The 22070-nt window shown below is 66.6% G+C and carries 26 protein-coding genes; 14 read left to right on the forward strand and 12 right to left on the reverse strand.

Features of this window, described 5'->3' with window-relative positions; all coding sequences use genetic code 11:
• Positions 1-7 precede the first annotated feature (7 nt).
• From ACFOMD_RS12715 to pgsA, 4 genes are read right to left on the reverse strand one after another with little or no spacing between them, the layout of a single operon-like run.
• Positions 8-661, reverse strand: a complete 654-nt coding sequence (locus ACFOMD_RS12715) for a TrmH family RNA methyltransferase (RefSeq protein WP_380861936.1) — start codon at positions 659-661, stop codon at positions 8-10.
• Between the two features lie 46 nt (positions 662-707).
• Entirely contained in the window at positions 708-1151 is a 444-nt protein-coding gene (locus ACFOMD_RS12720; RefSeq protein WP_380861938.1) for a molybdenum cofactor biosynthesis protein MoaE, read from the reverse strand.
• Positions 1148-1402 (reverse strand): molybdopterin converting factor subunit 1, encoded by a 255-nt coding sequence (gene moaD, locus ACFOMD_RS12725; RefSeq protein ID WP_380861940.1) that lies wholly within the window; start codon positions 1400-1402, stop codon positions 1148-1150. The genes ACFOMD_RS12720 and moaD overlap by 4 nt, the downstream gene beginning before the upstream one ends.
• Positions 1403-1413: 11 nt before the next feature.
• Complete coding sequence (pgsA, locus tag ACFOMD_RS12730; protein WP_380863441.1) at positions 1414-1971, reverse strand: CDP-diacylglycerol--glycerol-3-phosphate 3-phosphatidyltransferase; 558 nt, start codon at positions 1969-1971, stop codon at positions 1414-1416.
• A 53-nt stretch (positions 1972-2024) separates the two neighbouring features.
• On the opposite strand from pgsA, the gene ACFOMD_RS12735 reads away from it, so the two are divergent.
• On the forward strand, positions 2025-2696 hold the full coding sequence (locus ACFOMD_RS12735; protein WP_380861942.1) for a nitroreductase: 672 nt from the start codon (positions 2025-2027) through the stop codon (positions 2694-2696).
• A 158-nt stretch (positions 2697-2854) separates the two neighbouring features.
• Here ACFOMD_RS12735 and ACFOMD_RS12740 read toward each other — a convergent pair whose 3' ends face one another.
• From ACFOMD_RS12740 to uvrC, 3 genes are all read right to left on the reverse strand, one after another.
• Complete coding sequence (locus tag ACFOMD_RS12740) at positions 2855-3250, reverse strand: MAPEG family protein (RefSeq protein ID WP_380861944.1); 396 nt, start codon at positions 3248-3250, stop codon at positions 2855-2857.
• A 26-nt stretch (positions 3251-3276) separates the two neighbouring features.
• Positions 3277-3969, reverse strand: a complete 693-nt coding sequence (locus tag ACFOMD_RS12745; RefSeq protein WP_380861946.1) for a glutathione S-transferase family protein — start codon at positions 3967-3969, stop codon at positions 3277-3279.
• 185 nt (positions 3970-4154) lie between these two features.
• Entirely contained in the window at positions 4155-6077 is a 1923-nt protein-coding gene (gene uvrC, locus ACFOMD_RS12750; protein WP_380861948.1) for an excinuclease ABC subunit UvrC, read from the reverse strand.
• 170 nt (positions 6078-6247) lie between these two features.
• On the opposite strand from uvrC, the gene ACFOMD_RS12755 reads away from it, so the two are divergent.
• Positions 6248-7024, forward strand: coding sequence for an SDR family oxidoreductase (locus tag ACFOMD_RS12755; protein WP_380861950.1), 777 nt, complete (start codon positions 6248-6250; stop codon positions 7022-7024).
• On the forward strand, positions 7021-7419 hold the full coding sequence (locus tag ACFOMD_RS12760; protein WP_380861952.1) for a dihydroneopterin aldolase: 399 nt from the start codon (positions 7021-7023) through the stop codon (positions 7417-7419). The genes ACFOMD_RS12755 and ACFOMD_RS12760 overlap by 4 nt, the downstream gene beginning before the upstream one ends.
• Here the strand turns inward: ACFOMD_RS12760 and ACFOMD_RS12765 are convergent.
• Positions 7416-8246 (reverse strand): hypothetical protein, encoded by an 831-nt coding sequence (locus ACFOMD_RS12765; RefSeq protein WP_380861953.1) that lies wholly within the window; start codon positions 8244-8246, stop codon positions 7416-7418. The two genes, ACFOMD_RS12760 and ACFOMD_RS12765, sit on opposite strands and share 4 nt — an antisense overlap.
• Positions 8247-8631: 385 nt before the next feature.
• On the opposite strand from ACFOMD_RS12765, the gene ACFOMD_RS12770 reads away from it, so the two are divergent.
• From ACFOMD_RS12770 to ACFOMD_RS12795, 6 genes are all read left to right on the forward strand, one after another.
• Entirely contained in the window at positions 8632-9279 is a 648-nt protein-coding gene (locus tag ACFOMD_RS12770) for an energy transducer TonB (RefSeq protein WP_380861954.1), read from the forward strand.
• A gap of 77 nt (positions 9280-9356) precedes the next feature.
• The gene (locus tag ACFOMD_RS12775; RefSeq protein ID WP_380861956.1) at positions 9357-10088 is read left to right on the forward strand and encodes a MotA/TolQ/ExbB proton channel family protein; all 732 of its coding nucleotides are present in this window, start codon (positions 9357-9359) and stop codon (positions 10086-10088) included.
• A gap of 37 nt (positions 10089-10125) precedes the next feature.
• Positions 10126-10614 (forward strand): ExbD/TolR family protein, encoded by a 489-nt coding sequence (locus ACFOMD_RS12780; RefSeq protein ID WP_380861958.1) that lies wholly within the window; start codon positions 10126-10128, stop codon positions 10612-10614.
• Between the two features lie 63 nt (positions 10615-10677).
• Positions 10678-11106 carry an ExbD/TolR family protein gene (locus tag ACFOMD_RS12785; RefSeq protein ID WP_380861960.1) on the forward strand — a complete coding sequence of 143 codons (429 nt, stop codon included), beginning with the start codon at positions 10678-10680 and terminating at the stop codon, positions 11104-11106.
• Between the two features lie 163 nt (positions 11107-11269).
• Positions 11270-12856: an MFS transporter gene (locus ACFOMD_RS12790; protein WP_380861962.1), complete on the forward strand. Its 1587-nt coding sequence runs from the start codon at positions 11270-11272 to the stop codon at positions 12854-12856.
• 9 nt (positions 12857-12865) lie between these two features.
• Positions 12866-14020, forward strand: coding sequence for a CaiB/BaiF CoA transferase family protein (locus ACFOMD_RS12795; protein WP_380861964.1), 1155 nt, complete (start codon positions 12866-12868; stop codon positions 14018-14020).
• An 18-nt stretch (positions 14021-14038) separates the two neighbouring features.
• On the opposite strand, the gene ACFOMD_RS12800 is transcribed toward ACFOMD_RS12795, so the two are convergent.
• Positions 14039-14869 carry an OmpA family protein gene (locus ACFOMD_RS12800; RefSeq protein WP_380861966.1) on the reverse strand — a complete coding sequence of 277 codons (831 nt, stop codon included), beginning with the start codon at positions 14867-14869 and terminating at the stop codon, positions 14039-14041.
• Between the two features lie 12 nt (positions 14870-14881).
• A complete protein-coding gene (locus ACFOMD_RS12805; RefSeq protein WP_380861968.1) occupies positions 14882-15217 on the reverse strand; it encodes a DUF4398 domain-containing protein in 336 nt (111 codons plus the stop codon).
• A 166-nt stretch (positions 15218-15383) separates the two neighbouring features.
• On the opposite strand from ACFOMD_RS12805, the gene ACFOMD_RS12810 reads away from it, so the two are divergent.
• Positions 15384-15812 carry a pyridoxamine 5'-phosphate oxidase family protein gene (locus ACFOMD_RS12810; protein ID WP_380861970.1) on the forward strand — a complete coding sequence of 143 codons (429 nt, stop codon included), beginning with the start codon at positions 15384-15386 and terminating at the stop codon, positions 15810-15812.
• A gap of 108 nt (positions 15813-15920) precedes the next feature.
• Complete coding sequence (gene ung, locus ACFOMD_RS12815; protein WP_380861972.1) at positions 15921-16670, forward strand: uracil-DNA glycosylase; 750 nt, start codon at positions 15921-15923, stop codon at positions 16668-16670.
• On the opposite strand, the gene ACFOMD_RS12820 is transcribed toward ung, so the two are convergent.
• Positions 16667-17056 carry a MerR family transcriptional regulator gene (locus tag ACFOMD_RS12820; protein ID WP_380861974.1) on the reverse strand — a complete coding sequence of 130 codons (390 nt, stop codon included), beginning with the start codon at positions 17054-17056 and terminating at the stop codon, positions 16667-16669. The two genes, ung and ACFOMD_RS12820, sit on opposite strands and share 4 nt — an antisense overlap.
• Before the next feature lie 70 nt (positions 17057-17126).
• Between ACFOMD_RS12820 and ACFOMD_RS12825 the strand changes: the two genes are divergently transcribed.
• From ACFOMD_RS12825 to katG, 3 genes are all read left to right on the forward strand, one after another.
• Complete coding sequence (locus ACFOMD_RS12825; protein WP_380861976.1) at positions 17127-17870, forward strand: MauE/DoxX family redox-associated membrane protein; 744 nt, start codon at positions 17127-17129, stop codon at positions 17868-17870.
• A gap of 31 nt (positions 17871-17901) precedes the next feature.
• Positions 17902-18531: a uracil phosphoribosyltransferase gene (upp, locus tag ACFOMD_RS12830; RefSeq protein WP_380861978.1), complete on the forward strand. Its 630-nt coding sequence runs from the start codon at positions 17902-17904 to the stop codon at positions 18529-18531.
• 276 nt (positions 18532-18807) lie between these two features.
• A complete protein-coding gene (katG, locus tag ACFOMD_RS12835) occupies positions 18808-21015 on the forward strand; it encodes a catalase/peroxidase HPI (protein WP_380861980.1) in 2208 nt (735 codons plus the stop codon).
• Between the two features lie 309 nt (positions 21016-21324).
• On the opposite strand, the gene ACFOMD_RS12840 is transcribed toward katG, so the two are convergent.
• Positions 21325-22047, reverse strand: coding sequence for a DUF4336 domain-containing protein (locus tag ACFOMD_RS12840; protein ID WP_380861982.1), 723 nt, complete (start codon positions 22045-22047; stop codon positions 21325-21327).
• Positions 22048-22070: the final 23 nt, after the last annotated feature.

The following is a 22070-nucleotide window of genomic DNA, read 5'->3' on the forward strand; positions in this document are numbered from 1 at the left end:
GCCGCTACTACTCGGTTTTCACCTTCTGCTCCATGATCGTCGGCAACCGTGCGGGCCGCTTGCCTTTCTTTCGGCCGCTTCGGTATTTGCTCTGATACTCCCGCCGTTGCCGCGTAATCTCGTGCAGCACGATGCCTGAGCTCGTACCCAGATTGAGGCTTTCGACCATCCCGAACATCGGCACGCTGACGCACATGTCGCACCGCTCGACGGCTAGGTCGCTGATGCCTCTGGTTTCGTTGCCGAACCACACGGCCAACTTGGTATGCTTGGAATAGTCGCCCTCGTTGAGGGGGACGTTGATTTTGCCTTTCACGTGCGGTGACGTGACGATCGAGACGAAGCCTTTCTTCTCAAGATGATCCAAGCAGGCTTCGGTGCTGTCGAACCGCTTAACGAAGGTCCATCTCACCGCAGCCACCGACAGCTTCGCGAGCTTGGGTTCCTGGCGCAGTTCCTGCCAGTCGTCGGAGAGCGCTTGGCGCGGATCGACGACGTAGACTTTGTCGACGCCCAGCGCATTCACGTTTCGGATGAGTGTGCCGATGTTTCGAGGATTCTGCGGGTCCTCAATGACCGCGATCAGGTTCTTACAGCGGAACGGTTTTATCGCATCCGCGCGGCGGCGAGCCGGTCGCTTGAGGGTGGTTTCATCCGTCATTGGAGAGCGCCTGCGTTGGATAGGCACGCATTATTCCATGTCGCGATCAGCGCTGCCAGCGCGCCGCTGCCGCGTCGTCGGACACCTTCGCCTCGACCCAGCGGTCGCCCTCGTCGCTTTCCTCGCGCTTCCAGAAGGGCGCTTGCGTCTTCAGCCAATCCATCAGGAACGCGCACGCCTCGAAAGCAGCGGCGCGGTGCGAGGAGGCGACGGCGACCAGCACGATGCGCTCGCCGGGGAGGAGGCGGCCGTGGCGGTGGACGATGACGATGCCGTCGAGCGGCCAGCGGGTGGCGGCGTCGTCGGCGATGGCGCGGAGCTGGCGCTCGGTCATGCCGGGATAATGTTCGAGTGTCATCGCAACGATGTCGCCGCCGCGCACGAGGCCGGTGAAGCTGGCGACGGCGCCGATATCGCCGCGGCCGGCGTGGAGACGCTCGATTTCGGCGCCGGGGTCGAAGTCGTCGGCCTGAACGCGGACGTCGATCATCCGCCGGTGACCGGGGGGAAGATCGCGATTTCGTCGCCAGCGGTTACCGGCGCGGTTAGTGGCGCGAAAATCTGGTTGATCGCGAGGCGAAGCCGGGGTCGGTCGGCGAGGGCGGCGGCATAGCCGTCACCGCGCGCTTCCAGCCAGTCGAGCAGTTGCGCGGCGGTGCCGACGTTCGCCGGCAGCTCAAGCCGCTCCCCATTCTTGCCGATCCGCTCGCGCACCCAGGCGAAGTAGAGCAGCTCGATCATGCCCCCATTGCTCAAGACATATGCTTGAGGCCGACGCGCAGATAGTCGTAGCCGGTCACCAGCGTCAGCCCGGCGGCGGCCCAGAGGCAGATGTCGCCGACGAACTGCGCGGGCAGGAACCACGGCAGCCTGTCGCCGACGCCGGCGAGGACCAGCGCGCCGATCGCCACCATCTGAAACGTGGTCTTCCACTTGGCGAGCTTCGACACCGGCACCGACACCTGCAGCCCGGCGAGATATTCGCGCAGGCCGGAGACGGTGATCTCGCGCAGCAGGATGATGATCGCGGCGATCACCGCGAGGCCGTGGACGATGTCGTTGTGGATCAGCATGACGATCACCGCGGCGACCATGATCTTGTCGGCGATCGGGTCGAGGAACTGGCCGAGTTTCGACACGGTGCCCGCCGAACGCGCGAGGTAGCCGTCGAAATAATCGGTGATGCCCGCCACGCAGAACAGGATGAAGGCGATGGTGTAGCCGAGCCAGCCGGCCTCCCACATCAGCAGCAGAAGCAGCGGCACCGCGAGGATGCGGCTGAGAGTGAGTATATTTGGCAGGCTGGACAGCATGACCGGACACTAGGCTATCGTCCGCCCCGGCTCAACCGAGGGAGAAGGATATGGATGTCTCAGAGGCGCTGGCGACACGGCGGTCGGTGCGCGGCTTCCTCGACGAGCCCATCGACGGCGCGCTGATCCGCCGCGTGCTGGAGAAAGCGGCGCGGGCGCCCTCGGGCGGCAACCTCCAGCCGTGGCACCTCTATGTCGTCGGCGGTGAGGAGCTGACGCGGCTCAAGGAGATCATGGCGAAGCGGGTGTTCGAGGCGCCGAAGGGCGAGGCGACCGAATATGACATCTACCCGAAGGGGTTGGCCGCGCCCTACACCGACCGGCGCTTCCAGGTCGGCGAGGATCTGTACGGCGCGCTCGGCATCCCGCGCGAGGACCGCGCCGGGCGGATGCAGTGGTTCGCCCGCAACTTCATGTTCTTCAACGCCCCCGTCGCGCTGTTCTGCTACGTCAACCGCGTGATGGGCCCGCCACAATGGTCCGACCTCGGCATGTATCTGCAGAGCGTGATGCTGCTGCTGCGCGAGGAGGGGCTGGACAGCTGCCCGCAGGAATGCTGGGCGATCTATCCGCAGACGATCGGCGAGTTCCTAGGCACGCCGCCGGAGCTGATGCTGTTCACCGGCATGGCGATCGGGCGCAAGGACCCGGACGAGCCGGCGAACCAGCTGGAGGCGAAGCGGGCGCCGCTGAGCGAGATCGCGGAGTTTCGGGGGATTTAGACCCATAACCAACCGTCATCCCGGCGGGATGACGTTGTGGGTGTTCGGGTGACGGCCGGTCCCCGCGTGGCGAAGTGCGCGTCCTGAGCCCAGGAGGGGCGACGCTCTAACAATTTTCGTCATCCCCGCCTTCGCGGGGATGACGAAAATGGGCGCGCCTAGAAGTGGCGCATCACCAGGGTGACGATCAGCGCCAGCAGCACGATCATCGACAGCAGGCCCGACAGGTAGAAGCCGAGCGCGCGCTTGCCGGCTTCGCGGGCGTAGCCCTCGACGTACAAGATGCGGCCGACGCTCCACACCGCGCCGTAGATCGCGGCGGCGCGGTCGCCCCACAGCCAGGCGGCGAGCGCCAGCAGCGGCAGGAACAGGATCAGCTGCTCGACAGTGTTCTGCTGGGCGCGGAACGCCCGCTCGAAGCCGGGATCGCCGGTGACGGCGGGGGCCTGCACGCCATATTTGCCGCGCGCCTGCCCGACGCGGAAGATCGACCAGAGATAGGCGAGCAGCGCGAACAGCAGCGCGCCGACGGTGTACGGATGGCTTTCGAACATTGGCATTCCCCCCTTGGTGTTGAGCTTCAGCCCTTCTTGTCGCCCATCTCCACGAGCGAGCGCGCCGCCTGGCTGAACTTGGCGGCATCGACATTCTGCGCCTTCAATCGGGCGCTCATATCCTCGGGCACCGCCACGCCGCGCTGCACCGCGGGACGAGCAGCGATGGCAGCGAGCCAGCGCTGGAGGTGGTCGAGCCCGTCGAGGCTGACCCCTGACCAGTCATGGGTGCGGATCCAGCAGAAATTGGCGATGTCGGCGATCGAATAGTCGCCGGCGAGATATTCGTTCGCCGCCAGATGCGCGTCGAGCACCGCGAACAGGCGGCGGCTTTCGCCCTGGTAGCGGTCGATCGCCGGCTGCAGTTTCTCGGGGAAGTAGCGGAAGAAGACGTTGGCCTGTCCCATCATCGGCCCGATGCCGCTCATCTGAAACATGAGCCATTGCTCGACTTTGCTCATCCCCTTGGGATCGCTTGGCATTAGCTGCCCGGTCTTACGGGCGAGATAGAGGAGGCAGGCACCCGATTCGAACACCGCGAAGCCATCATCGACCAGCGCCGGGACGCGGCCGTTGGGGTTGATCGCGAGGAACCAGGGCTCTTTCTGCTCGGCCTTGTAGAGATCGAGCTTCCGCACCTCATAGGCGAGGCCCATCTCCTCGAGCGCGACCGAGACCTTGTAGCCGTTGGGCGTCGCCGCGGTGTAGAGCGTCAGCATAAGCGTGAGCCTGCGACATTTCGGCGGCGGTAGCTAGCCCTCTCCCCGGCGGGGAGAGGGTTGGGTAAGGGGCGCGAGCGCAGCGAGCCCTATCCGACGGCCGGCGTTCCCCTCACCCTCCCGCATTGCTGCGCAAAGCGGGCCCCTCCCTCTCCCCGGCGGGGCGAGGGGTTTAAGGGGCGCGGTCAGCTCGGCGGGTGGAAATGCTCGTAGATGGCCTTCGCCATGCCCTTCGAGATGCCGGGGGCCTTTTCAAGATCCTGCAAGGTCGCGCCGCGCGCGGCCTTCGCCGTGCCGAAGTGCATCAGCAGCGCGCGCTTCCTGGCCGGGCCGATGCCGGGGACATCGTCGAGCGGGCTCGCCGTGAAGGCCTTGGCGCGCTTCTGGCGGTGGGCGCCGATCGCGAAGCGGTGCGCCTCGTCGCGGAGGCGCTGCAGGAAGTACAGCACCGGCGAGTTGGGCGGCAGGCTCAGCTCGCGGCCGCTCGGCAGGTGGAAGATTTCACGGCCGGCGTTGCGGTCGGGGCCTTTCGCGACACCGACCACCGGCACCTGATGCACGCCGAGCTCGCCCATCACTTCGAGCACGGCCGACAGCTGCCCCTTGCCGCCGTCGATCAGCACGAGGTCGGGCCATTCGCCCTTGGTGCGGTCGGGGTCCTCGGCCTCCAGCCGGGCGAAGCGGCGGGTCAGCACCTCGCGCATCATCCCGAAGTCGTCGCCGGGGACCAGTTCCTTGTTCTTGATGTTGAACTTCCGGTAGGCGCTCTTGCGGAAGCCTTCCGGCCCGGCGACGATCATCGCGCCGAGCGCGTTCGTGCCCATGATGTGCGAATTGTCGTAGACCTCGATACGCTGCGGCGAGCTTTCGAGGTCGAACAGCTCGGCCAGTTCGCGCAGCAGCTTGCCCTGTGTGGTCGACTCCGCCAGCCGCCGCTCCAGCGCCTCGACGGCGTTGCGCTTGGCCTGGTCGACGAGGCGGCGCGGGTTGCCGCGCTGCGGCGCCTTGATCGCGACGCGGCGACCGGCGCGGTCGGAAAGGGCGTCGGTGAGCAGTTCGGCTTCGTCGAGCGCGCGGTCGAGCAGGATTTCGCGCGGGACCGGCATCTCCTCGTAGAATTGCGACAGGAAGGACAGCAGCACCTCCTGCTCCTCCACGTCGGCGACGTGGGCGGGGAAGAAGGCGCGGTGGCCCCAGTTCTGGCCGCCGCGGATGAAGAACATCTGTACGCACATCTGCCCTTCGAGCGCGGCGAGGGCGACGATGTCGGCGTCGGCGGTGTCGCCGGCGCTGATCGCCTGGCTGTTCTGGATGAAGGTCAGCGCGCGCAGGCGATCGCGGAACACCGCGGCCAGCTCGAAATCGAGATTTTCGGCGGCCGACTCCATCGAGGCGCCCAGCTTGCGCTGTACCTCCTGGCTCTTGCCCGACAGGAAGCCCTTGGCGTCGCCGACCAGCTCGGCATAGCCGGCCTCGTCGATGCGGCCGACGCAGGGGGCCGAGCAGCGGCGAATCTGATGGAGCAGGCAGGGCCGCGAGCGATTCGAAAAGAAGCTGTCGGTGCAGGAGCGCAGCAGGAACACTTTCTGCATGGCATTGAGCGTGCGGTTGACCGCGCCGGCGCTGGCGAAGGGGCCGTAGAAGGTGCCCTTGCCCTGCCGCGCGCCGCGATGCTTCGAGATGCGCGGGTAGCTGTGATCCTCGCGCAGGAAGATGAAGGGGAAGCTCTTGTCGTCGCGCAGCAGCACGTTGAACGCCGGGCGGAAGCGCTTGATCAGCTGCGCTTCGAGCAGCAGCGCCTCCGCCTCGGTCGCGGTGGTGACGATGGTCATCGAGCGGGTGAGCGCGACCATGCGCTGCAGCCGCCGCGGCAGCCGCGCCACCTGCGTGTAGTTGGCGACGCGATTCTTGAGGCTGCGCGCCTTGCCGACATAGAGCACGTCGCCGCCGGCATCGAGCATGCGATAGACGCCCGGGCGTACCGGTAACGTCTTCAACACATTGCGGATCGCCGCGACGCCCTGATCCATGTCGGGCTTGTCGCGCCCGCGCACGGCATAGGTCGCCTGCTCTTCGGAAAACCGGTCGTTGATCGGGGTTTCGGCCATTCGGCTTACAGTTAGGACTCGGCCCTTCGGGCGGCAAGCGGCGCCGCGACTTATCCACGAAAGCTGTGGATAAGCCTGTGGCCAACAGCGGGAGTCCCGTGCCCGCCCGACACAAATCCGCGAGTCGCCTTGCCTTGCCCAAAATCAGGGCAGGGGGTATCGGCGCGGCGATGACTTCCGAGTTCGGCCAGCCCCGCACCGCCATCGTCACCGGCGCCGCCAAGCGCATCGGCGCGGCAATGGCGCGCGCGCTCGCCGCCGATGGCTGGCATGTGGTGATCCACTGCAACAATTCGACCGCCGAGGCCGAGGGCGTGCGCGCCGAGATCGTCGCGGCGGGTGGTCACGCGCGGATCGTGCAGGCGGACCTCGCCGGGGCCGATGCGGCGAAGGTGATTGCCGAAGCCGCCAGCGAGGGGCCGCCGATCGGGCTGCTGGTCAACAACGCCTCGCGCTTCGATTACGACACGCATGACGACTTCGGGCTCGAGCAGTGGACACGCCACATGGACGTGAACCTGCGCGCCCCGGCGCTGCTGACGCAGGCGTTCGCCAGGGCACTGCCGGAGGGGTTGAACGGCCTTGTCGTCAACATGCTCGATGTGAAGCTGTTCGCGCTCAACCCCGATTTCTTCAGCTACACGATCAGCAAATATGGGCTGCTCGGGCTGACCGAGCTGTCGGCGCGGGCGCTGGCGCCGCGCATCCGCGTCAACGGCATCGCGCCGGCGGTGACGATGGTCAGCGGGCCGCAGTCGCGCGCGAATTTTTCGAAGGCGCACACGCACAATCCGCTGGGGCGGGGGGTGCAGGTCGAGGAGATCGTGTCGACGCTTCGCTACATCGTGGCGACGCCGACGCTCCACGGACAGGTGATTACATTGGACGCCGGGCAGCGCCTGCTCGGCATGCCGCGTGACGTGGCGTTCATGGTGGGGGACGAATGAAGATCGACGATTTGCAGGGGCTCGTCCCGGCGCATCTGGCGCCAAAGGGCCGCCGCATCTTCCTCGAGGATTTCGACCTCGCCGTCGACATCGGCTTCCACGATTTCGAGGTGGGCACGCCGCAGCGGCTGCGCGTCAACATCGAGGTGTGGCTCGACGACGAAGCCTTCCCGACCGACGACGCGGTCGGCAAGGCGTGGAATTACGACTTCCTGCGCTCGACGGTGATCGAGCTGATCCGCGAGCGGCGGTTCAATCTGCAGGAAACCATCTGCCGCGCGATCTACGACATCGTCGCGGCGCGCAAGGGCGTCACCGGGATTCGCGTCTCGACGCGCAAGCCGGACATCTACCCGGACTGCGCGTCGGTCGGCGTGGAGCTCTGCTCTTTCTAACGCAAGGTCCGGCCGCAGGCACCGAGCGAGGTCAGCACGAAGCCATAGTCGGCGGCGACCGCCTGCTTGTCGGCATCCTCGAGCTGATCGACCGAGCCGGCGGGCAACGCCCGCGGCAGCTGGCAGGCGAGGTGGTACCACATCAGCGTATCGCGTGGGATCGTCGTCGCGGCGTCGTCGATGACGTCGGACAGCGCGACGCTGTAGCTCTTCGCCTGGCCGGGGCGCGACAGCACCACCAGCGACACCGGGCGGCCGGTGGCGGTGTTGATGAAGATCTGGCTCTCCGCCTCGCCCGGGATGCTGCCGCGGACGTGGAAGGCGTTGCCCAGGCCGGTGACGCGCAGGTCGCGGATGTCGGGCTGGCGGATGTCGCTGAGCACGCGGCGGATGTGCTGCTCGGAGCGAGCAGTGCCGGCGATCTGGCCGTTGCGCGAGGTCAGCTGATACTGGCCCTCGCGGCCCGGCACGCGCTTCAGGAACAGGATGACGGGCAGCCCCTTGAGCTTCGGCACCTTGCCGCGCGCGTCGAGCGAGCCGTCCCACAGGTAGCTGATCTTCGCCGGCACCGCTTCGCGTGCGGTCAGCACGCCCTGCACCTGCGCCTCGATCAGCAGGCGCACGCGGCCTTCCGGCACGTCGGGCGCTTCCTTGCGACTCAGCTTGCTCGCCTTGGTGATCGCGGCCTTCAGAACGACCGGCGCGCCGATCGTCAGGTCGGCGATGTCGGCAAAACCCTCGACCGGGGCCGGCTGCGCGACGATCGGCGACAGCGGTGCCAGCGCCAGCGCCGCGGCGGCGAGCAGAATCGAGCGGCGAAGGGTCATTTTCTACCTCTTTGTTCAGTAAAAACCCATTTTGGGCGAACGAAATAATATCGTCACATGGATGAGCCCAACCTTAAGAAACCTGCGGGTTTCAAGGCTCCGACGCACCTCTAACCCGTTCTGAGCGGTTTGGGTTGCGGCAATGTCTCGCGGAATCCGGTTGCGAGGCTGTCGGCAGGGGGTTATTGGGCGATTCAAGGGGCGGGCAAAGATATAAGAAGGCTCGCCCTCGCCGTTTGTAGTCCGTCGTATCCAGCGCAGCCCGCTGCGTTAATCAGGTTCCGGCCCAAGCGCCATATAAGGTGCAGGCTACAGAAGAACCGATGGGTGCGACGCCAAGGGCTGCTCTAAGCGAGGGTATTAGGAGGGAGTTTGGCGCGGAAACATGGCTTTCGCTGATGAAAAAATGAGTGGCGCACGGATGACGTCTTTGGGCGTCGTCGTGATTCTCCACGTTTTCCTTGGCTACGCCCTCATCTCTGGCTTGGCGCTCAAGGCCGTTAAGGTCGTGACGGGTCCGCTGGAGACGTTCGAGGTCGAGGAACCGAAGATCGAGGAAGAACCGCCGCCCCCGCCGCCGGAAATGGAGGAAATTCCTCCGTATGTCCCGCCGCCGGAGGTTGTGGTTGAAACGGTGGCCCCGCCACCGCCGCCGATCACCATCCAAACCACAGTGCCGACCCCCGATCCGCCTCGCGTGATCGTGGCTCCGCCGCCGCCGGCTCCGCCGGCGCGGCCGGATACCACTGCACAGCCGATCGGCAACCGGTCGAAGATCAGCCAGGATGATTATCCGGATGCTTCGATTCGCGCTGAAGAAGCAGGTGTGGCTCAGGTGGCCTACGACGTCAGCGTCGATGGCCGCGCGAGCAACTGCAGGATTACGAAGTCGAGCGGCTTCCCGCGGCTTGACACTCGTACCTGCGAGTTGATCGAGCGCCGCTTCCGTTTCCGTCCGGCGACCTCCAACGGCACGCCGGTTCCGGAAGCTGGCAAGCGCCAGACGGTCCGCTGGCAGCTCGAAGAACGGTAAGGGGTCAGCGGCCTGGGCGTCCCCGCCCGGGCCGCTCATTTCAAATCACAGAACAAAGTCATTTAGGGGAATAAGCGATGGAACCCATTGTCACCGAAAATCCGTATGGCCTTCAGGCAGCGCTTGAGCAGGGCGGTATCATTGCGCAGGCGACCTTCGGCATCATGGTCGTCATGTCGCTCGTCAGCTGGTACATCATCTTCACGAAGGTGTGGGATCAGCGGAAGGTCATGAAGGAAGCCGACGAGCTCGATAAGACCTTCTGGAAGGCCGCGAGCCTCAAGGAAGGCGCTGCCAAGCTCCCGAAGAACTCGGCGTTCCGCCAGCTGGTCGATGACGGCCTGCGCGCGTCGGACCACCACGAAGGCCGTCTGACGGACCACATCGACCGCCACGAGTGGGTGACGATGTCGCTGCAGCGTTCGACCAACTCGATCAACTCGAAGCTCCAGTCGGGCCTCGCGTTCCTCGCGTCGGTCGGTTCGACCGCGCCGTTCATCGGCCTGTTCGGTACCGTCGTCGGTATCTACCGCGCGCTGATCAACATCGGCATCGCCGGTCAGGCCTCGATCGACAAGGTCGCGGGTCCGGTCGGTGAGGCGCTCATCATGACCGCCATCGGTCTCGTCGTCGCCGTTCCGGCGGTGCTCGGCTACAACTGGCTGATCCGTCGCAACAAGGCGCTGCAGGACCGTCTCAACGCGTTCGCCGCGGACGTCCATGGTTCGCTCATCGCGGGCAGCCGCGTTCCGACCGCTCCGATGACGGCCAACGCCGCGCCGACCGCTACGCCGGGCACCCGCGCCTAAAGCCACGCCAAGAACGGCTTAGGATAAGGACCAGCCCATGGCTATGAGTGCAGGACCCGCGGACGTCAGTCCAGAAGACGAAGCTGCCGGCGGGGCACCGATGACGGACATCAACACGACGCCGCTCGTCGACGTCATGCTGGTGCTCCTGATCATCTTCCTGATCGCCGTGCCGGTCGTGATCCAGACGGTGCCGCTGCGGCTCCCGAAGGTGAGCAACCAGGTTACGACGACCAAACCGGAAAACGTGCTCGTGTCGATCGACTCCAACTGCGACGTGTACTGGGGCCTTCAGCGCTTCAGCACCAACGCGGAGCTGCTCGACAAGGCGACCGGCTACCTGATCAAGGAAGTCGACCGCCTGAAAGCGTCCGGTGCGCCGATCGAACTGCCGGAAGTCCACATTCGCGGTGACGCGGACGCGGAATACCGGTGCGTCGGCGGGGTGATCTTCACGATGCAGCGTGCGGGTTACCAGAAGGTCGGCTTCATTTCGGAGCCGGTCGGCGGCGTAACCACACGCTAAGTCGATACCCGGCGTCCGCCGCAGGGCCGGACGCCGGGGCTCGGCGACAAGGAGAATATTTAGATGGCGATGTCGACCGGAGACAGCGGCAGCGGCGGCGGCGAGATGGTGGATATCAACACCACCCCGCTGATCGACGTGATGCTCGTTCTGCTCATCATGTTCATCATTACCATTCCGATCCAGACGCATGCGGTGAAGCTCGACCTTCCGTCGAACCAGCAGACGCCGCCGACGGAAATGGTCGACCCGGTTATCAACCGGCTTGAGATCGACTTCCTGAACGACATCTACTGGAACCAGACCAAGGTGACCGAGGCGCAGGTGCGCGGTTACCTGAAGCAGGCGGCCGAGATGGACCCGCAGCCGGAGCTTCACCTGAAGCCCGACGCGCTGGCCCGTTACGAGATCGTCAACCGCGTCATGGCGGATGCCCAGAAGGCTGGCGTCACCAAGATGGGTTTCGTCGGTAACGAGGCGTACGCCCAGTAACCGAGCGGACTTCGGAACGAACATAAGGGCGGGCCTTCGGGTTCGCCCTTTTGCTTTGCGGTCCTTTTGCTTTTGCGCGCCGGGCCGCCCGCGCTAAAGCCAAGGAAGAGGGCGCGCGGCCTCGATGTCGCGCGGAGAGAATATCGGGGAGGGACGTAAGTCCATGGCAAGCGTACAGCCGGCGCAGGGCGTCGGCATCGATCCGAAACGCGACCGACTGGTCATCACCGCCTCGTCGCTCGGCACCGTGTTCGAATGGTACGACTTCTTCCTCTACGGCATCCTCGCCGCGCTGATCGGCAAGCTGTTCTTCCCGTCGGACAATCCCACCGCCGCGCTGCTCGCCTCGCTCGCCGCCTTCGGCGCGGGCTTCGGCGTGCGGCCGCTGGGCGCGCTGGTCTTCGGCTATTTCGGCGACCGCATCGGGCGCAAATACACCTTCCTCGTCACCATCACCCTGATGGGCGGCGCCACCGCGGCGATCGGGCTGCTGCCGACCTATGCCGACGCCGGCCTGTGGGCGCCGGCGCTGCTGCTCGGCCTGCGGCTGCTGCAGGGCCTCGCGCTCGGCGGCGAGTACGGCGGCGCGGCGATCTACGTCGGTGAGCATGCGCCGAAGCACAAGCGCGGCCAGTATACCAGCTGGATCCAGATCTCGGTGGTCGGCGGCTTCCTGCTCTGCCTCGTCATGGTGCTGCTGGTGCGCGGGTCGATGACCACCGCGCAGTTCGAGGCCTGGGGCTGGCGCATCCCGTTCCTCGCCTCGCTGATCATGCTGGCGATCTCGCTCTACATTCGCCTGAAACTGTCCGAGAGCCCGGTGTTCCAGGCGATGAAGGCGGCGGGCACCACCTCGAAGAATCCGATCGCCGACAGCTTCAAGCCCGGCAATTACCAGAATTTGTTCGTGGCGCTGTTCGGCGTCGCCGCCGGCCTGACGGTGATCTACTATACGTCGCAGTTCGGCACGCTCTACTTCCTCACCGGCACCGCCCGCGTCGCGGAGATGGAGGCGCTGCTTTATCTGGCGGTCGGCGCGCTGCTCGCGGCGCCGCTATACGTGTTTTTCGGCTGGCTGTCCGATCGCTGGGGCCGCAAGAAGCTGCTGCTCGCCGGCTATGCGCTGTCGATGCTGCTGGTGTTCCCGCTGTTCCGCCTGATGGGCGACGGCGCCAACCCGGCGCTGTCGCGCGCCACCGCTGAATCGCCGGTGCGCATCGAGATGCCGGCCTGTGATTTCAGCGTCTTTTCAAAGTCGCACGACACCGAGTGCGCCAAGGCGCTCAACCTGCTGACCAAGCGCGGCATCAGCTACACCAAGGTCGAGGCGCCGGCAGTGGCGCTAACCGTCGGCGGGCAGCGCATCGAGGGCTTCGACGACAAGGCCTATCTCGCCGCGCTCGAGCGTGCGGGCTACCCCGACAAGGCCGACCCGGCCGAGAAGCAGCCGTGGAAGATCATCCTCGGCGTCGCGGTAATGGTGGCGCTGTCGGCGATGACCTACGGGCAGGTCGCCGCCATCCTCGTCGAGCTGTTCCCGGCCCGGGTGCGCTACACCTCGCTGTCGATCCCCTATCACATCGGCACTGGCTATTTCGGCGGCTTCCTGCCGTTCATCCAGCAGTACATCGTGGTGCAAACCGGCGATGCCTATTCGGGCCTCTGGTACACGGTCGGCGTGGTCGCGATGGCCTTCGTCGTCACGCTGTTCTGGCTGCCCGAAACAAGGGATCGCGAGATTACTGATTAGGAGCCGTTCATGCCCGGACCACTTGCTGGCGTTCGCATCGTCGATCTCAGCCAGGTGGTCTCGGGGCCGATGGCGGCGGGGTGGCTGGCCGATCAGGGCGCCGACGTCATCAAGATCGAGCCGCCGCACGGCGACCCGGTGCGCGCGCTCGGCCCCGCGAAGGGTGATCTCGCCTCGGCCTATATCCAGATCAACCGCGGCAAGCGGCAGGTCGCGCTCGACCTGAAGCAGGACGACGCCAAGGCGGCGCTCGGGCGACTGATCGCCGAGGCCGATGTGCTGGTCGAGAATTTCCGCCCCGGCGTAATGGACAAACTCGGCTTCGGTTATGCGGCGGCGCGCCGGCTCAACCCGCGGCTGATCTATTGCTCGATCACCGGCTATGGCGCCGACGGGCCGTATGCCGGCCTGCGCGCCTATGACCCGATGATCCAGGCGACCGCCGGCATCGCCGCGACGCAGCTCGACAAGGAAGGCCAGCCGCAGCTGATCCAGACCCTGGTGATCGACAAGGTGACGGCGCTGACCGCCGCGCAGGCGATCACCGCGGCGCTCTATGCGCGCGAGAAGAGCGGCGAGGGGCAGCGGGTGGAGCTGTCGATGCTCGACACCGCGCTCGCCTTCAACTGGCCGGAAGGCATGTTCAACCATGGCTTCGCCGACGACCCGCCCAAGCTGCAGCCGCCCTATGGCCGCTATACGCGGCTGTGGACGACCAAGGACGGGCGCAAGGTGGTGATCTCCAGCTTCCAGGAGCATGAGTTCCCCGCGTTGTGCGACGCGCTGCGCCGCCCCGACCTGAAGACAGACGAACGGTTCAACAGCGGCCGGGCGCGGGCAAAGAATATCGCCCGATGGGGGCCGACGCTGAGTGCGGCGCTGGCGGCGCTGACCGCCGACGAATTCATGGCGGGGTGCCAGCAGTTCGGGACCGGCGGCGCGGTGATCCTGACGCTCGACGAGGTAGTGGCGCACCCGCAGGTCGCCCACAATCGGGCGATCGTTAGCGTCGATCACGGGGAACTCGGCCGGGTGAACACCGCGCGCCATCCGATCCGCTTCAGCCACACGAAAGTGGCCGACCCGAAGCGGGCCGGCCACCGGGGCGAACACACCGACAGCGTGCTCGCCGATCTTCCGAAGGGCTGGCCAGCGGCGGACTAGCCGCCGCCGACCGGTGCCTTAGCGTACCACCGCGACCTGACGGTCGAGCTGCTGACCGATCATGGTCAGCTCGACGCGGCGGTTGGCCTGACGGCCGGCGGCGTTGACGTTGGTCGCGACCGGGTTGGTCTCGCCATGGCCGACCGCCTGAATGCGGGCCGCGTCGACACCGGCGGTGACCAGCGCGCTGCGCACCGCGCCGGCGCGCGCCTTCGACAGCTGCAGGTTCATCGCGTCGCTGCCGACCGAGTCGGTGTGGCCGTCGATGCGCACCTTCACCTCGGGCGAGGCATTCAGGTAGGTCACCAGCGGCTGCAGGCGGGCGGTGGCGCCCGGACGCAGCGTGGCCTTGCCGGTCTCGAAGATCACATCCTGCAGCACGAGCTGCGCACCGAGCGCCGTCTGGCGGAGCTGATAGTCGCGAAGCTGGGTGCGCAGATTGTTGGCCTGCGCCTTGGCGGCGCTAGCCTCGCGCTCGGCCGCGGCGGCGCGCGCCTGGGCGTCGGCGACCTCGGTCACCTGCTGCGTGTTCGCGTCGGCGACCTGATCCTTCAGCGCCGCGGTGCGGGCGCGGACCTTGGCGGTCTCGACCAGCGCGTCGATGCGGTTGAGGATGTTTCGCGAATCCTTCGCATCGTCATTGTCGAGGTTGGTGCGCAGGTCGGCGATGGCGCGATCGGCCTCGTCGAGCTGCGCGCCGCCGTAGCGGGCCACGTTCGCGTCACCCTTGGCGGCGAAGATCTTTGCCTGCGCCTGCTCGATGATGATGCGGTCTTCCTTGTCGGCGAGCGCCGGAGCGCTGATCGCCATCGTCGCCGCCGTGGCGGCGAGCCAGAACTTGCGGTTCATGATCTCTCTCCCTTAGCGCGCGGCAGTCTTGAGCTGCGCCTCGACGGCTTCGAACTCGGCGGTGGCGAGCGCCAGATCCGCATAGGCCGAAGCCTCCTTCGAGGCGTGATACGAGCGCTTCTCGTTATCCTTGTCCCACTCGCGCTCGGCGATCTCGAACGAGGCGCGGGCGCGCTGCAGGATTTCATTGGCGCGCTCGGCGGCGCCGCCGTTCGAGGCGGATTCGATCTTGGCGCGCGCCTCGGCGAGCGCCGAGCGGGCTTCATTGTCGCCGAGGTCGGCCATCGCCGCGGTCGGCAGGATGGCGATCGCCGCAGCGACCGCCCAGGGGGTCAGGTTACGCAACATACTCTTTTCCTCCACGGGGTGTTGGAACGGGGCGGCTAACGGACGCCCGGCGCCATCGTTGCAGCTTTTGCGGCCAGCCGAGTGCCTGCGCCGACGAAAGAAGTGCGGAGCCAAATGGGGTAGCCGACCGTTGGCTGCGGGTTCATTTTCGCGAAAGGAAACGGCCATGTTCGGCAAGAAGAAGATCGAGACGCTGAAGGACCTCGCCGACCGCATGGCGGACATCGACATCGCCATCCTGTCGACCCGCGCGGCGAACGGCGCCATCGCCGGCCGCCCGATGAGCAACAACGGCGACGTCGAGTACGATGGCGACTCCTATTATTTCGCGCTGGACAGCACCAACACCGTCGCCGACATCGCCCGCGACCCGCAGGTCGGCCTCGGCTTCCAGGGCAAGCACTGGTTCTACGTCGCCGTCGAGGGCCGCGCCGAACTGATCCGCGACAAGGCGCAGTTCGAGGAGCATTGGGCGAAGGACCTCGAAATGTGGTTCGAGGACGGGGTGGACACGCCGGGCCTCGTGCTGATCCACGTCCACGCCGAGCGCATCCATTGGTGGGACAAGGGCGACGAGGGCGAGATCAAGCCGTAACGCACCGATCTCTCTATTCTCCCGTCATTCCGGCCTTCGCCGGGATGACGGTCGGGAGGCGTGCGGCAAGGGGTTGAACAGCGGCGGCCCGGGCGCGATGGTCTGTTCATGACCGACCAGACGCTGTTCGATGCCCCCGCCACGCCTCCCGAGCCCGACGCCGGCAGCGTGAAGCTGCATCCCTCCTGGCGCGCGCCGCTGCAGGGCGAGTTCGACAGCGACTATATGAAGGCGCTGCGGGCCTATCTGGTCGCCGAAAAGGAGGCTGGCCGGCGCATCTTCCCCAAGGGCAGCGAGTGGTTTCGCGCGCTTGATCTGACGCCGCTCAGTGAGGTGCGCGTCGTCATCCTCGGGCAGGACCCCTATCATGGCGAGGGGCAGGCGCACGGCCTGTGCTTCTCGGTAAAGCCGGGGGTGCGTACCCCGCCGAGCCTCGTCAACATCTACAAGGAGCTGAAGACCGACCTCGGCATCGCGCCCGCCCGCCACGGCTTCCTCGAGCCTTGGGCGGCGCAGGGCGTGCTGCTGCTCAACGCGGTACTCACCGTGCGCATGGCGCAGGCGGCATCGCATCAAGGGCAGGGGTGGGAGCGGTTCACCGACGCGGTGATCCGGCTGGTCAACGCCAAGCCCGAGCCGGTGGTGTTCATGCTGTGGGGCAGCTACGCGCAGAAAAAGGCGGCATTCGTCGACAGCATCGACAAGGGCGGGCGACATCTGGTGCTGAAGGCGCCCCATCCGTCGCCGCTTTCCGCCTACAGCGGCTTCTTCGGCTGCCGGCATTTCTCGAAGGCCAACGCGTTCCTCGAAGCGAACGGGCAGAAGCCGATAGACTGGGCGTTGCCGGCCTGCGCCTAGGCAGGATCGAAGGCGCCGAGGATCGGGCAGGGGCCGCGCGTTCCCGCCGCGCAGCTTTCCGCAAGCGTTGCCAGCGCGGTGCGCGCCGTGGTCAGCTCGGCGATCTTGGCGTCGAGCGCGGCAAGCCGCTCGGTGGCCAGTGCGCGGACCCGCGTCCGGTCATGCGTGGCATCGAGCGCCAGCAGCTCGCCGGCTACCTCAAGCGTGAACCCCGCAGCCTGCGCGCGCCGGATGAACAGGAGGCGACGGAGCGTGTTGCCGTCGTAGCGGCGGATGCCGCCGTCACGCGATGGCACCGGCAGCAGCCCGCGTCGTTGATAATAGCGCACCGTCTCGACGCCGACCTCCGCGGCGGCCGCCAGCCGCGCGATGCTCATGTCGGGCATGGCTTGACTCCGTACTATGGTACGGACCCCATATGTAGCGGGCGCCCTTCTGCGGCAATGGAGAATCCCGATGACGACGCCCGCCGGCCCGACCGCCACCCTCTACCGGATGGTGATGCCCGACCATGTCTGCCCCTATGGGTTGAAGGCGAAATATCTGCTCGAACGCCATGGCTACCAGGTCGACGACCGCTGGCTGGCCACGCGCGCGGAGACCGAGGGGTTCAAGGCGGAGCATGGCGTGCAGACGACGCCGCAAGTGTTCATCGACGGTGCGCGCATTGGCGGGCATGACGATCTGCGCCGTTTCCTGGGCAAGCCGCTGCCCGACCCGAAGGCGACGAGCTATCGCCCGGTCGTCGCCCTGTTCGGCATGACCGCGGCGATGGCGCTGGCGGCCAGTCAGGCGGTGCATGGCACGCCGCTGACCGTGCATGCCGCCGAATGGTTCATCGCGTTCAGCATGTGCGTGCTGGCGCTGTTGAAGCTGCAAAATGTCGAGACCTTCTCGACGATGTTTCTCAACTACGATCTGCTTGCCCGCCGTTGGGTGCCCTATGCCTATGCCTATCCGTGGCTGGAAGGGCTGGCTGGCACGCTGATGGTGTCGGGCGCGCTGATGTGGCTGTCGATCCCGATCGCGCTGACCATCGGCACGATCGGCGCCGTGTCGGTCGCAAAGGCGGTCTATGTGGACCGGCGCGAGCTGAAATGCGCGTGCGTCGGCGGCGACAGCAACGTGCCGCTCGGTTTCGTGTCGCTCACCGAGAATCTGATGATGGTGGCAATGGCAGTGTGGATGCTGGCGCGCTAGGCTCCGCGCTCATAGGCAGCGGAGGACCGACATGGACGGCGTGACGATCGTTGGGCATCCGATGATCCAGCACAAGGTGACCTTGCTGCGCGACAAGCACACCTCGGTGTCGCTGTTCCGGAGCCTGGTGCGCGAGATCGCGATGCTGCTCTGCTATGAGGTGACGCGCGAGCTGCCGACCACCACCATTCAGGTCGAGACGCCGCTGGCCGTCACCGACGCCATCGAGATCGCCGGCAAGAAGCTCGTCATCGTGCCGATCCTGCGCGCCGGGCTCGCGCTCGCGGACGGCATGCTCGACCTGCTACCCTCGGCGCGCGTTGCCCATTTGGGCCTCTATCGCGACCATGAGACGCTTGAGGCGATCGAATATTATTTCAAGGCACCCGAGGACATCGCCGAGCGGCTGGTGATCGTCGTCGACCCGATGCTGGCCACCGGCCACAGCGCCATCGCCGCCATCGACCGGCTGAAAGGGGCGGGGGTGACCAATCTGCGCTTCGTCTGCCTGCTGGCGGCACGGCCGGGCGCCGAGGCGCTGCGCGCCGCGCACCCCGACGTGCCGATCTGGGCGGCGGCGATGGACGAGAAGCTCAACGAGAAGGGCTATATCGTGCCGGGGCTGGGCGACGCGGGCGACCGGACGTTCGGCACCCGGTGAGTCGTCGCGGGAAGCAGCCGGCTGACGCCTCACAATTGGCCGTGACAGCTATCCAATAAGCGTCAAATCGGATCGAGGCGGCGGCCAGATCGGCGCTGTCGATTGCGCAATCTCTCTCGGTAACGGCGCCAATCGAGCGCGTTGATCGATTTTGACTGTTACTGTGACCGAGGAAGTTCGTTTGTCTCCCGTTCCGGCCGGCATCACCCTCATCGTCGCTCCTTGAGAGCCGACAATGTGAGGGAGAGGGACATGGGGAGGAAATCCAGCCGATCGATGATGTGGCTTCTCGCGGGGTGCGCGCTTGCGCTGCCGATGCCGCTTGCCGCCGCCGAGCCGCCGCTCGTCACCAGCGACACGCCGGGCGGCATGGCCAACCGCGACTGGTGGCCCCAGAGTCTCGATCTGAGCGCGCTGCGCCAGCGCGAGGCGCAGTCGAGCCCCTATGGCGCCGATTTCGACTATGCCAGGGCGTTCGCCGGCCTCGATCTCGACGCGGTGAAGGCCGATCTGCGCAAGGTGCTCACCACCTCGCAGCCCTGGTGGCCCGCCGACTATGGCCACTACGGCCCCTTCTTCATCCGCATGGCGTGGCACAGCGCCGGCACCTACCGCACCGCCGACGGCCGCGGCGGCTCCGATGGCGGCGAGCAGCGCTTCGAGGCGCTCAATTCCTGGCCCGACAATGTCAGCCTCGACAAGGCGCGGCGCCTGGTGTGGCCGATCAAGCAGAAATACGGCCGCGCGCTGTCGTGGGGCGACCTGATGGTGCTCGCCGGCAACGTTGCGCTGGAGGACATGGGCTTCAAGACCATTGGGTTCGCGGGCGGCCGCGTCGACACCTGGCAGCCGGACCTCGTCTTCTGGGGCCCCGAGCGCAAGATGATGGAAGACAAGCGCCGCGACGCGAAGGGCAACCTCAAGGGCCCGATGGCGGCGACGCAGATGGGCCTCATCTATGTGAATCCCGAAGGGCCGAACGGCAATCACGACCCGATCTCGGCCGCCGCCGACATCCGCCGCGCCTTCGGCAGCATGGCGATGAACGACGAGGAGACGCTGGCGCTGATCGCCGGTGGCCACACCTTCGGCAAGGCGCATGGCGCGCACAAGCCCGACGTCTGCGTCGACAAGGAACCTTCGGCCGCTGGCATCGAGGCGCAGGGCTTCGGCTGGGCGAACAAGTGCGGTAAGGGCAATGCCGAGGACACGGTGACCAGCGGGCTTGAAGGCGCCTGGACCTCCAACCCGGTGCAGTTCACCTCGCAATATCTCGACAATCTGTTCAACTTCACCTGGGTGAAGGCGAAGGCCCCGTCGGGCGCGACCCAGTGGGTGCCGACCGACCCGGCGGCGGCAACGCTCGTCCCCGACGCACATATCGAGGGCAAGACCCACGCGCCGATCATGTTCACCACCGACATCGCGCTGAAGGAGGATCCGGGTTTTCGCAAGATCGCGCAGCGCTGGCAGCAGAACCCCGACGAGTTCGCCGCCGCCTTCGCTCGCGCCTGGTTCAAGCTGACCCACCGCGACCTCGGCCCGTCGGTGCGCTACCTCGGCAAGGACGTGCCGGCGCAGAGCTTTGACTGGCAGGACCCGCTGCCCAAGGCGACCGGCAAGCCGATCAGCGACGGTGACGCCGCCGACCTGAAGCGCAGCATCCTCGCCGCCGGGCTGACCGTGCCCGAGCTGGTGCGCGCCGCTTGGGCGTCCGCCTCCACCTATCGCGACACCGACATGCGCGGCGGGGCGAACGGCGGGCGCGTGCGGCTCGATCCGCAGCGCAACTGGGCGGTCAACGACAAGGCCGAGCTGGCGAAGGTGCTGGCCGCGCTCGGCAAGGTGCAGGCCGACTTCAACCGTGGCGGCAAGCAGGTGTCGATGGCCGACCTCATCGTGCTGGGCGGCAATGCCGCTGTCGAGGAGGCGGCGAAGAAGGGCGGGCATAAGCTGAAGCTGGAATTCACCCCGGGCCGGGTGGATGCGACGCAGGCGCAGACCGACGTCGCGTCCTTCGCCTTCCTCGAGCCCAAGGCCGATGCTTTCCGCAACTATTACGCGCCCGGCGCCTATTTCAGCCCGACGCAGGCGCTGATCGACAAGGCGGACACGCTGGGGCTGACGGTGCCGGAAATGACGGCGCTGCTCGGCGGCATGCGCGCGCTCGGCGCCAACGCCGGCGGCTCGACCAGCGGGCTGTTCACCGCGCGGGCGGGCACGCTCAGCAACGACTTCTTCGTCAACCTGCTCGATATGTCGACAATGTGGTCGAAGTCGGCGGCAACGCCCGGCCTCTACGAGGGCAAGGACCGCGCCGCGGGCACCGCCAAATGGACGGCGACCCCGGTCGACCTGATCTTCGGCTCCAATTCCGAGCTGCGGGCGGTGGCGGAAGTCTATGCCTCGGCGGATGCCGGCGACATGTTCGTCAAGGACTTTGCGGCGGCATGGACGAAGGTGATGAACGCCGATCTGCACTGAGGCGAAGCGCTGCACCGGACGCCGGCATTGGCTGTCGGCGTCCGGGATGGCGTTTCAGAAAAGCCGAAGACGATTAAGAGCATCCCTCTCCCTTGAGGGGAGAGGACAGGTGAGGGTGAGGTTTCCGCCGCGCACCCGCCCACCAATCAAATCGTCATACCGGCAAAAGCCGGTATCCAGTCCCACCGTCGGTCTGGATACCGGCTTTCGCCGGTATGACGGAAACTGTGGTGTGCGTTCGACGACGGCGCACCAAGCCCAACCGTCACCCTCACCCTCCCGGCTATCGCCGGGCCCCTCCCTCTCCCCTCAAGGGAGAGGGGCATTCGGCCGCAGCCAGCGAAAGGCGCGCTCCACGGCGGCGCGCCCGCCGGGCGACACCGGCGCGCCATGCGCCATGACGAGCGTCTCGATGGGCCAGGCGAGGATGCGCTCGATCGCACCGCGGGCGGCAGCGCGATCGACGAAAGCCATACGAAACTTGCGCGGTACCTCGGGGTGAGGGGCCGTCATCAGGTCTAGCCGAGCGACCATTGCGCGCCAGCCGCTGAACCAGCCGCGATCGAAATGCTGGAGCAGGTCGGTGAACAGCACGGTACGACTGACGCGGTGGAAGAACACCAGCTCGGTGGTGATGAGATTGCCGCGCACCGCCACCTGATCGACCTCAACCGCCCATTCCGCCGGGGCCACATCGCCGAGATCAGCGTCGAACGTCAGGTCGGGGCGCTTGCGGCGCAGCCCCGGCGGTGCCCAGGTGCGGGCCGAGGGGTAGGCGCGCTGCCAATCGGCGATGGACAGATGATGCAGCGAATTCGGCGCGACCAGATGCGCAATCTCGCCCAGCGCCTCCACCGCCGCCCGAAGCGCCGGCGTCGGCCGGACGGGCGACCAGAGCAGGAGCCGCGCGCCAGCAAGGCGGATGACGGCCATGCGCGTCGGGTAGCGAAAGCCGGCCACCATCGCCTCGGCGCCATTCGCCAGCCAGATGTCTTTGCCGAGCGGCATCAGCAGCGGCCGGTTCCCATCCATCGCGCCGATCCCCGTCACCCGAT

It is taken from the genome of Sphingoaurantiacus capsulatus (assembly GCF_042648405.1).
In the GTDB taxonomy this organism is placed as follows: Bacteria; Pseudomonadota; Alphaproteobacteria; order Sphingomonadales; family Sphingomonadaceae; genus Sphingoaurantiacus; species Sphingoaurantiacus capsulatus.

Bases quoted from the DNA above. Each gene is read 5' to 3' on its own strand.
- ACFOMD_RS12715 (WP_380861936.1), bottom strand. From the start codon at position 661: ATGACGGATGAAACCACCCTCAAGCGACCGGCTCGCCGCCGCGCGGAT.
- ACFOMD_RS12720 (WP_380861938.1), bottom strand. From the start codon at position 1,151: ATGATCGACGTCCGCGTTCAGGCCGACGACTTCGACCCCGGCGCCGAA.
- moaD (WP_380861940.1), bottom strand. From the start codon at position 1,402: ATGATCGAGCTGCTCTACTTCGCCTGGGTGCGCGAGCGGATCGGCAAG.
- ACFOMD_RS12735 (WP_380861942.1), top strand. From the start codon at position 2,025: ATGGATGTCTCAGAGGCGCTGGCGACACGGCGGTCGGTGCGCGGCTTC.
- ACFOMD_RS12740 (WP_380861944.1), bottom strand. From the start codon at position 3,250: ATGTTCGAAAGCCATCCGTACACCGTCGGCGCGCTGCTGTTCGCGCTG.
- ACFOMD_RS12745 (WP_380861946.1), bottom strand. From the start codon at position 3,969: ATGCTGACGCTCTACACCGCGGCGACGCCCAACGGCTACAAGGTCTCG.
- uvrC (WP_380861948.1), bottom strand. From the start codon at position 6,077: ATGGCCGAAACCCCGATCAACGACCGGTTTTCCGAAGAGCAGGCGACC.
- ACFOMD_RS12755 (WP_380861950.1), top strand. From the start codon at position 6,248: ATGACTTCCGAGTTCGGCCAGCCCCGCACCGCCATCGTCACCGGCGCC.
- ACFOMD_RS12760 (WP_380861952.1), top strand. From the start codon at position 7,021: ATGAAGATCGACGATTTGCAGGGGCTCGTCCCGGCGCATCTGGCGCCA.
- ACFOMD_RS12765 (WP_380861953.1), bottom strand. From the start codon at position 8,246: ATGACCCTTCGCCGCTCGATTCTGCTCGCCGCCGCGGCGCTGGCGCTG.
- ACFOMD_RS12770 (WP_380861954.1), top strand. From the start codon at position 8,632: ATGGCTTTCGCTGATGAAAAAATGAGTGGCGCACGGATGACGTCTTTG.
- ACFOMD_RS12775 (WP_380861956.1), top strand. From the start codon at position 9,357: ATGGAACCCATTGTCACCGAAAATCCGTATGGCCTTCAGGCAGCGCTT.
- ACFOMD_RS12780 (WP_380861958.1), top strand. From the start codon at position 10,126: ATGGCTATGAGTGCAGGACCCGCGGACGTCAGTCCAGAAGACGAAGCT.
- ACFOMD_RS12785 (WP_380861960.1), top strand. From the start codon at position 10,678: ATGGCGATGTCGACCGGAGACAGCGGCAGCGGCGGCGGCGAGATGGTG.
- ACFOMD_RS12790 (WP_380861962.1), top strand. From the start codon at position 11,270: ATGGCAAGCGTACAGCCGGCGCAGGGCGTCGGCATCGATCCGAAACGC.
- ACFOMD_RS12795 (WP_380861964.1), top strand. From the start codon at position 12,866: ATGCCCGGACCACTTGCTGGCGTTCGCATCGTCGATCTCAGCCAGGTG.
- ACFOMD_RS12800 (WP_380861966.1), bottom strand. From the start codon at position 14,869: ATGAACCGCAAGTTCTGGCTCGCCGCCACGGCGGCGACGATGGCGATC.
- ACFOMD_RS12805 (WP_380861968.1), bottom strand. From the start codon at position 15,217: ATGTTGCGTAACCTGACCCCCTGGGCGGTCGCTGCGGCGATCGCCATC.
- ACFOMD_RS12810 (WP_380861970.1), top strand. From the start codon at position 15,384: ATGTTCGGCAAGAAGAAGATCGAGACGCTGAAGGACCTCGCCGACCGC.
- ung (WP_380861972.1), top strand. From the start codon at position 15,921: ATGACCGACCAGACGCTGTTCGATGCCCCCGCCACGCCTCCCGAGCCC.
- ACFOMD_RS12820 (WP_380861974.1), bottom strand. From the start codon at position 17,056: ATGCCCGACATGAGCATCGCGCGGCTGGCGGCCGCCGCGGAGGTCGGC.
- ACFOMD_RS12825 (WP_380861976.1), top strand. From the start codon at position 17,127: ATGACGACGCCCGCCGGCCCGACCGCCACCCTCTACCGGATGGTGATG.
- upp (WP_380861978.1), top strand. From the start codon at position 17,902: ATGGACGGCGTGACGATCGTTGGGCATCCGATGATCCAGCACAAGGTG.
- katG (WP_380861980.1), top strand. From the start codon at position 18,808: ATGATGTGGCTTCTCGCGGGGTGCGCGCTTGCGCTGCCGATGCCGCTT.
- ACFOMD_RS12840 (WP_380861982.1), bottom strand. From the start codon at position 22,047: ATGGATGGGAACCGGCCGCTGCTGATGCCGCTCGGCAAAGACATCTGG.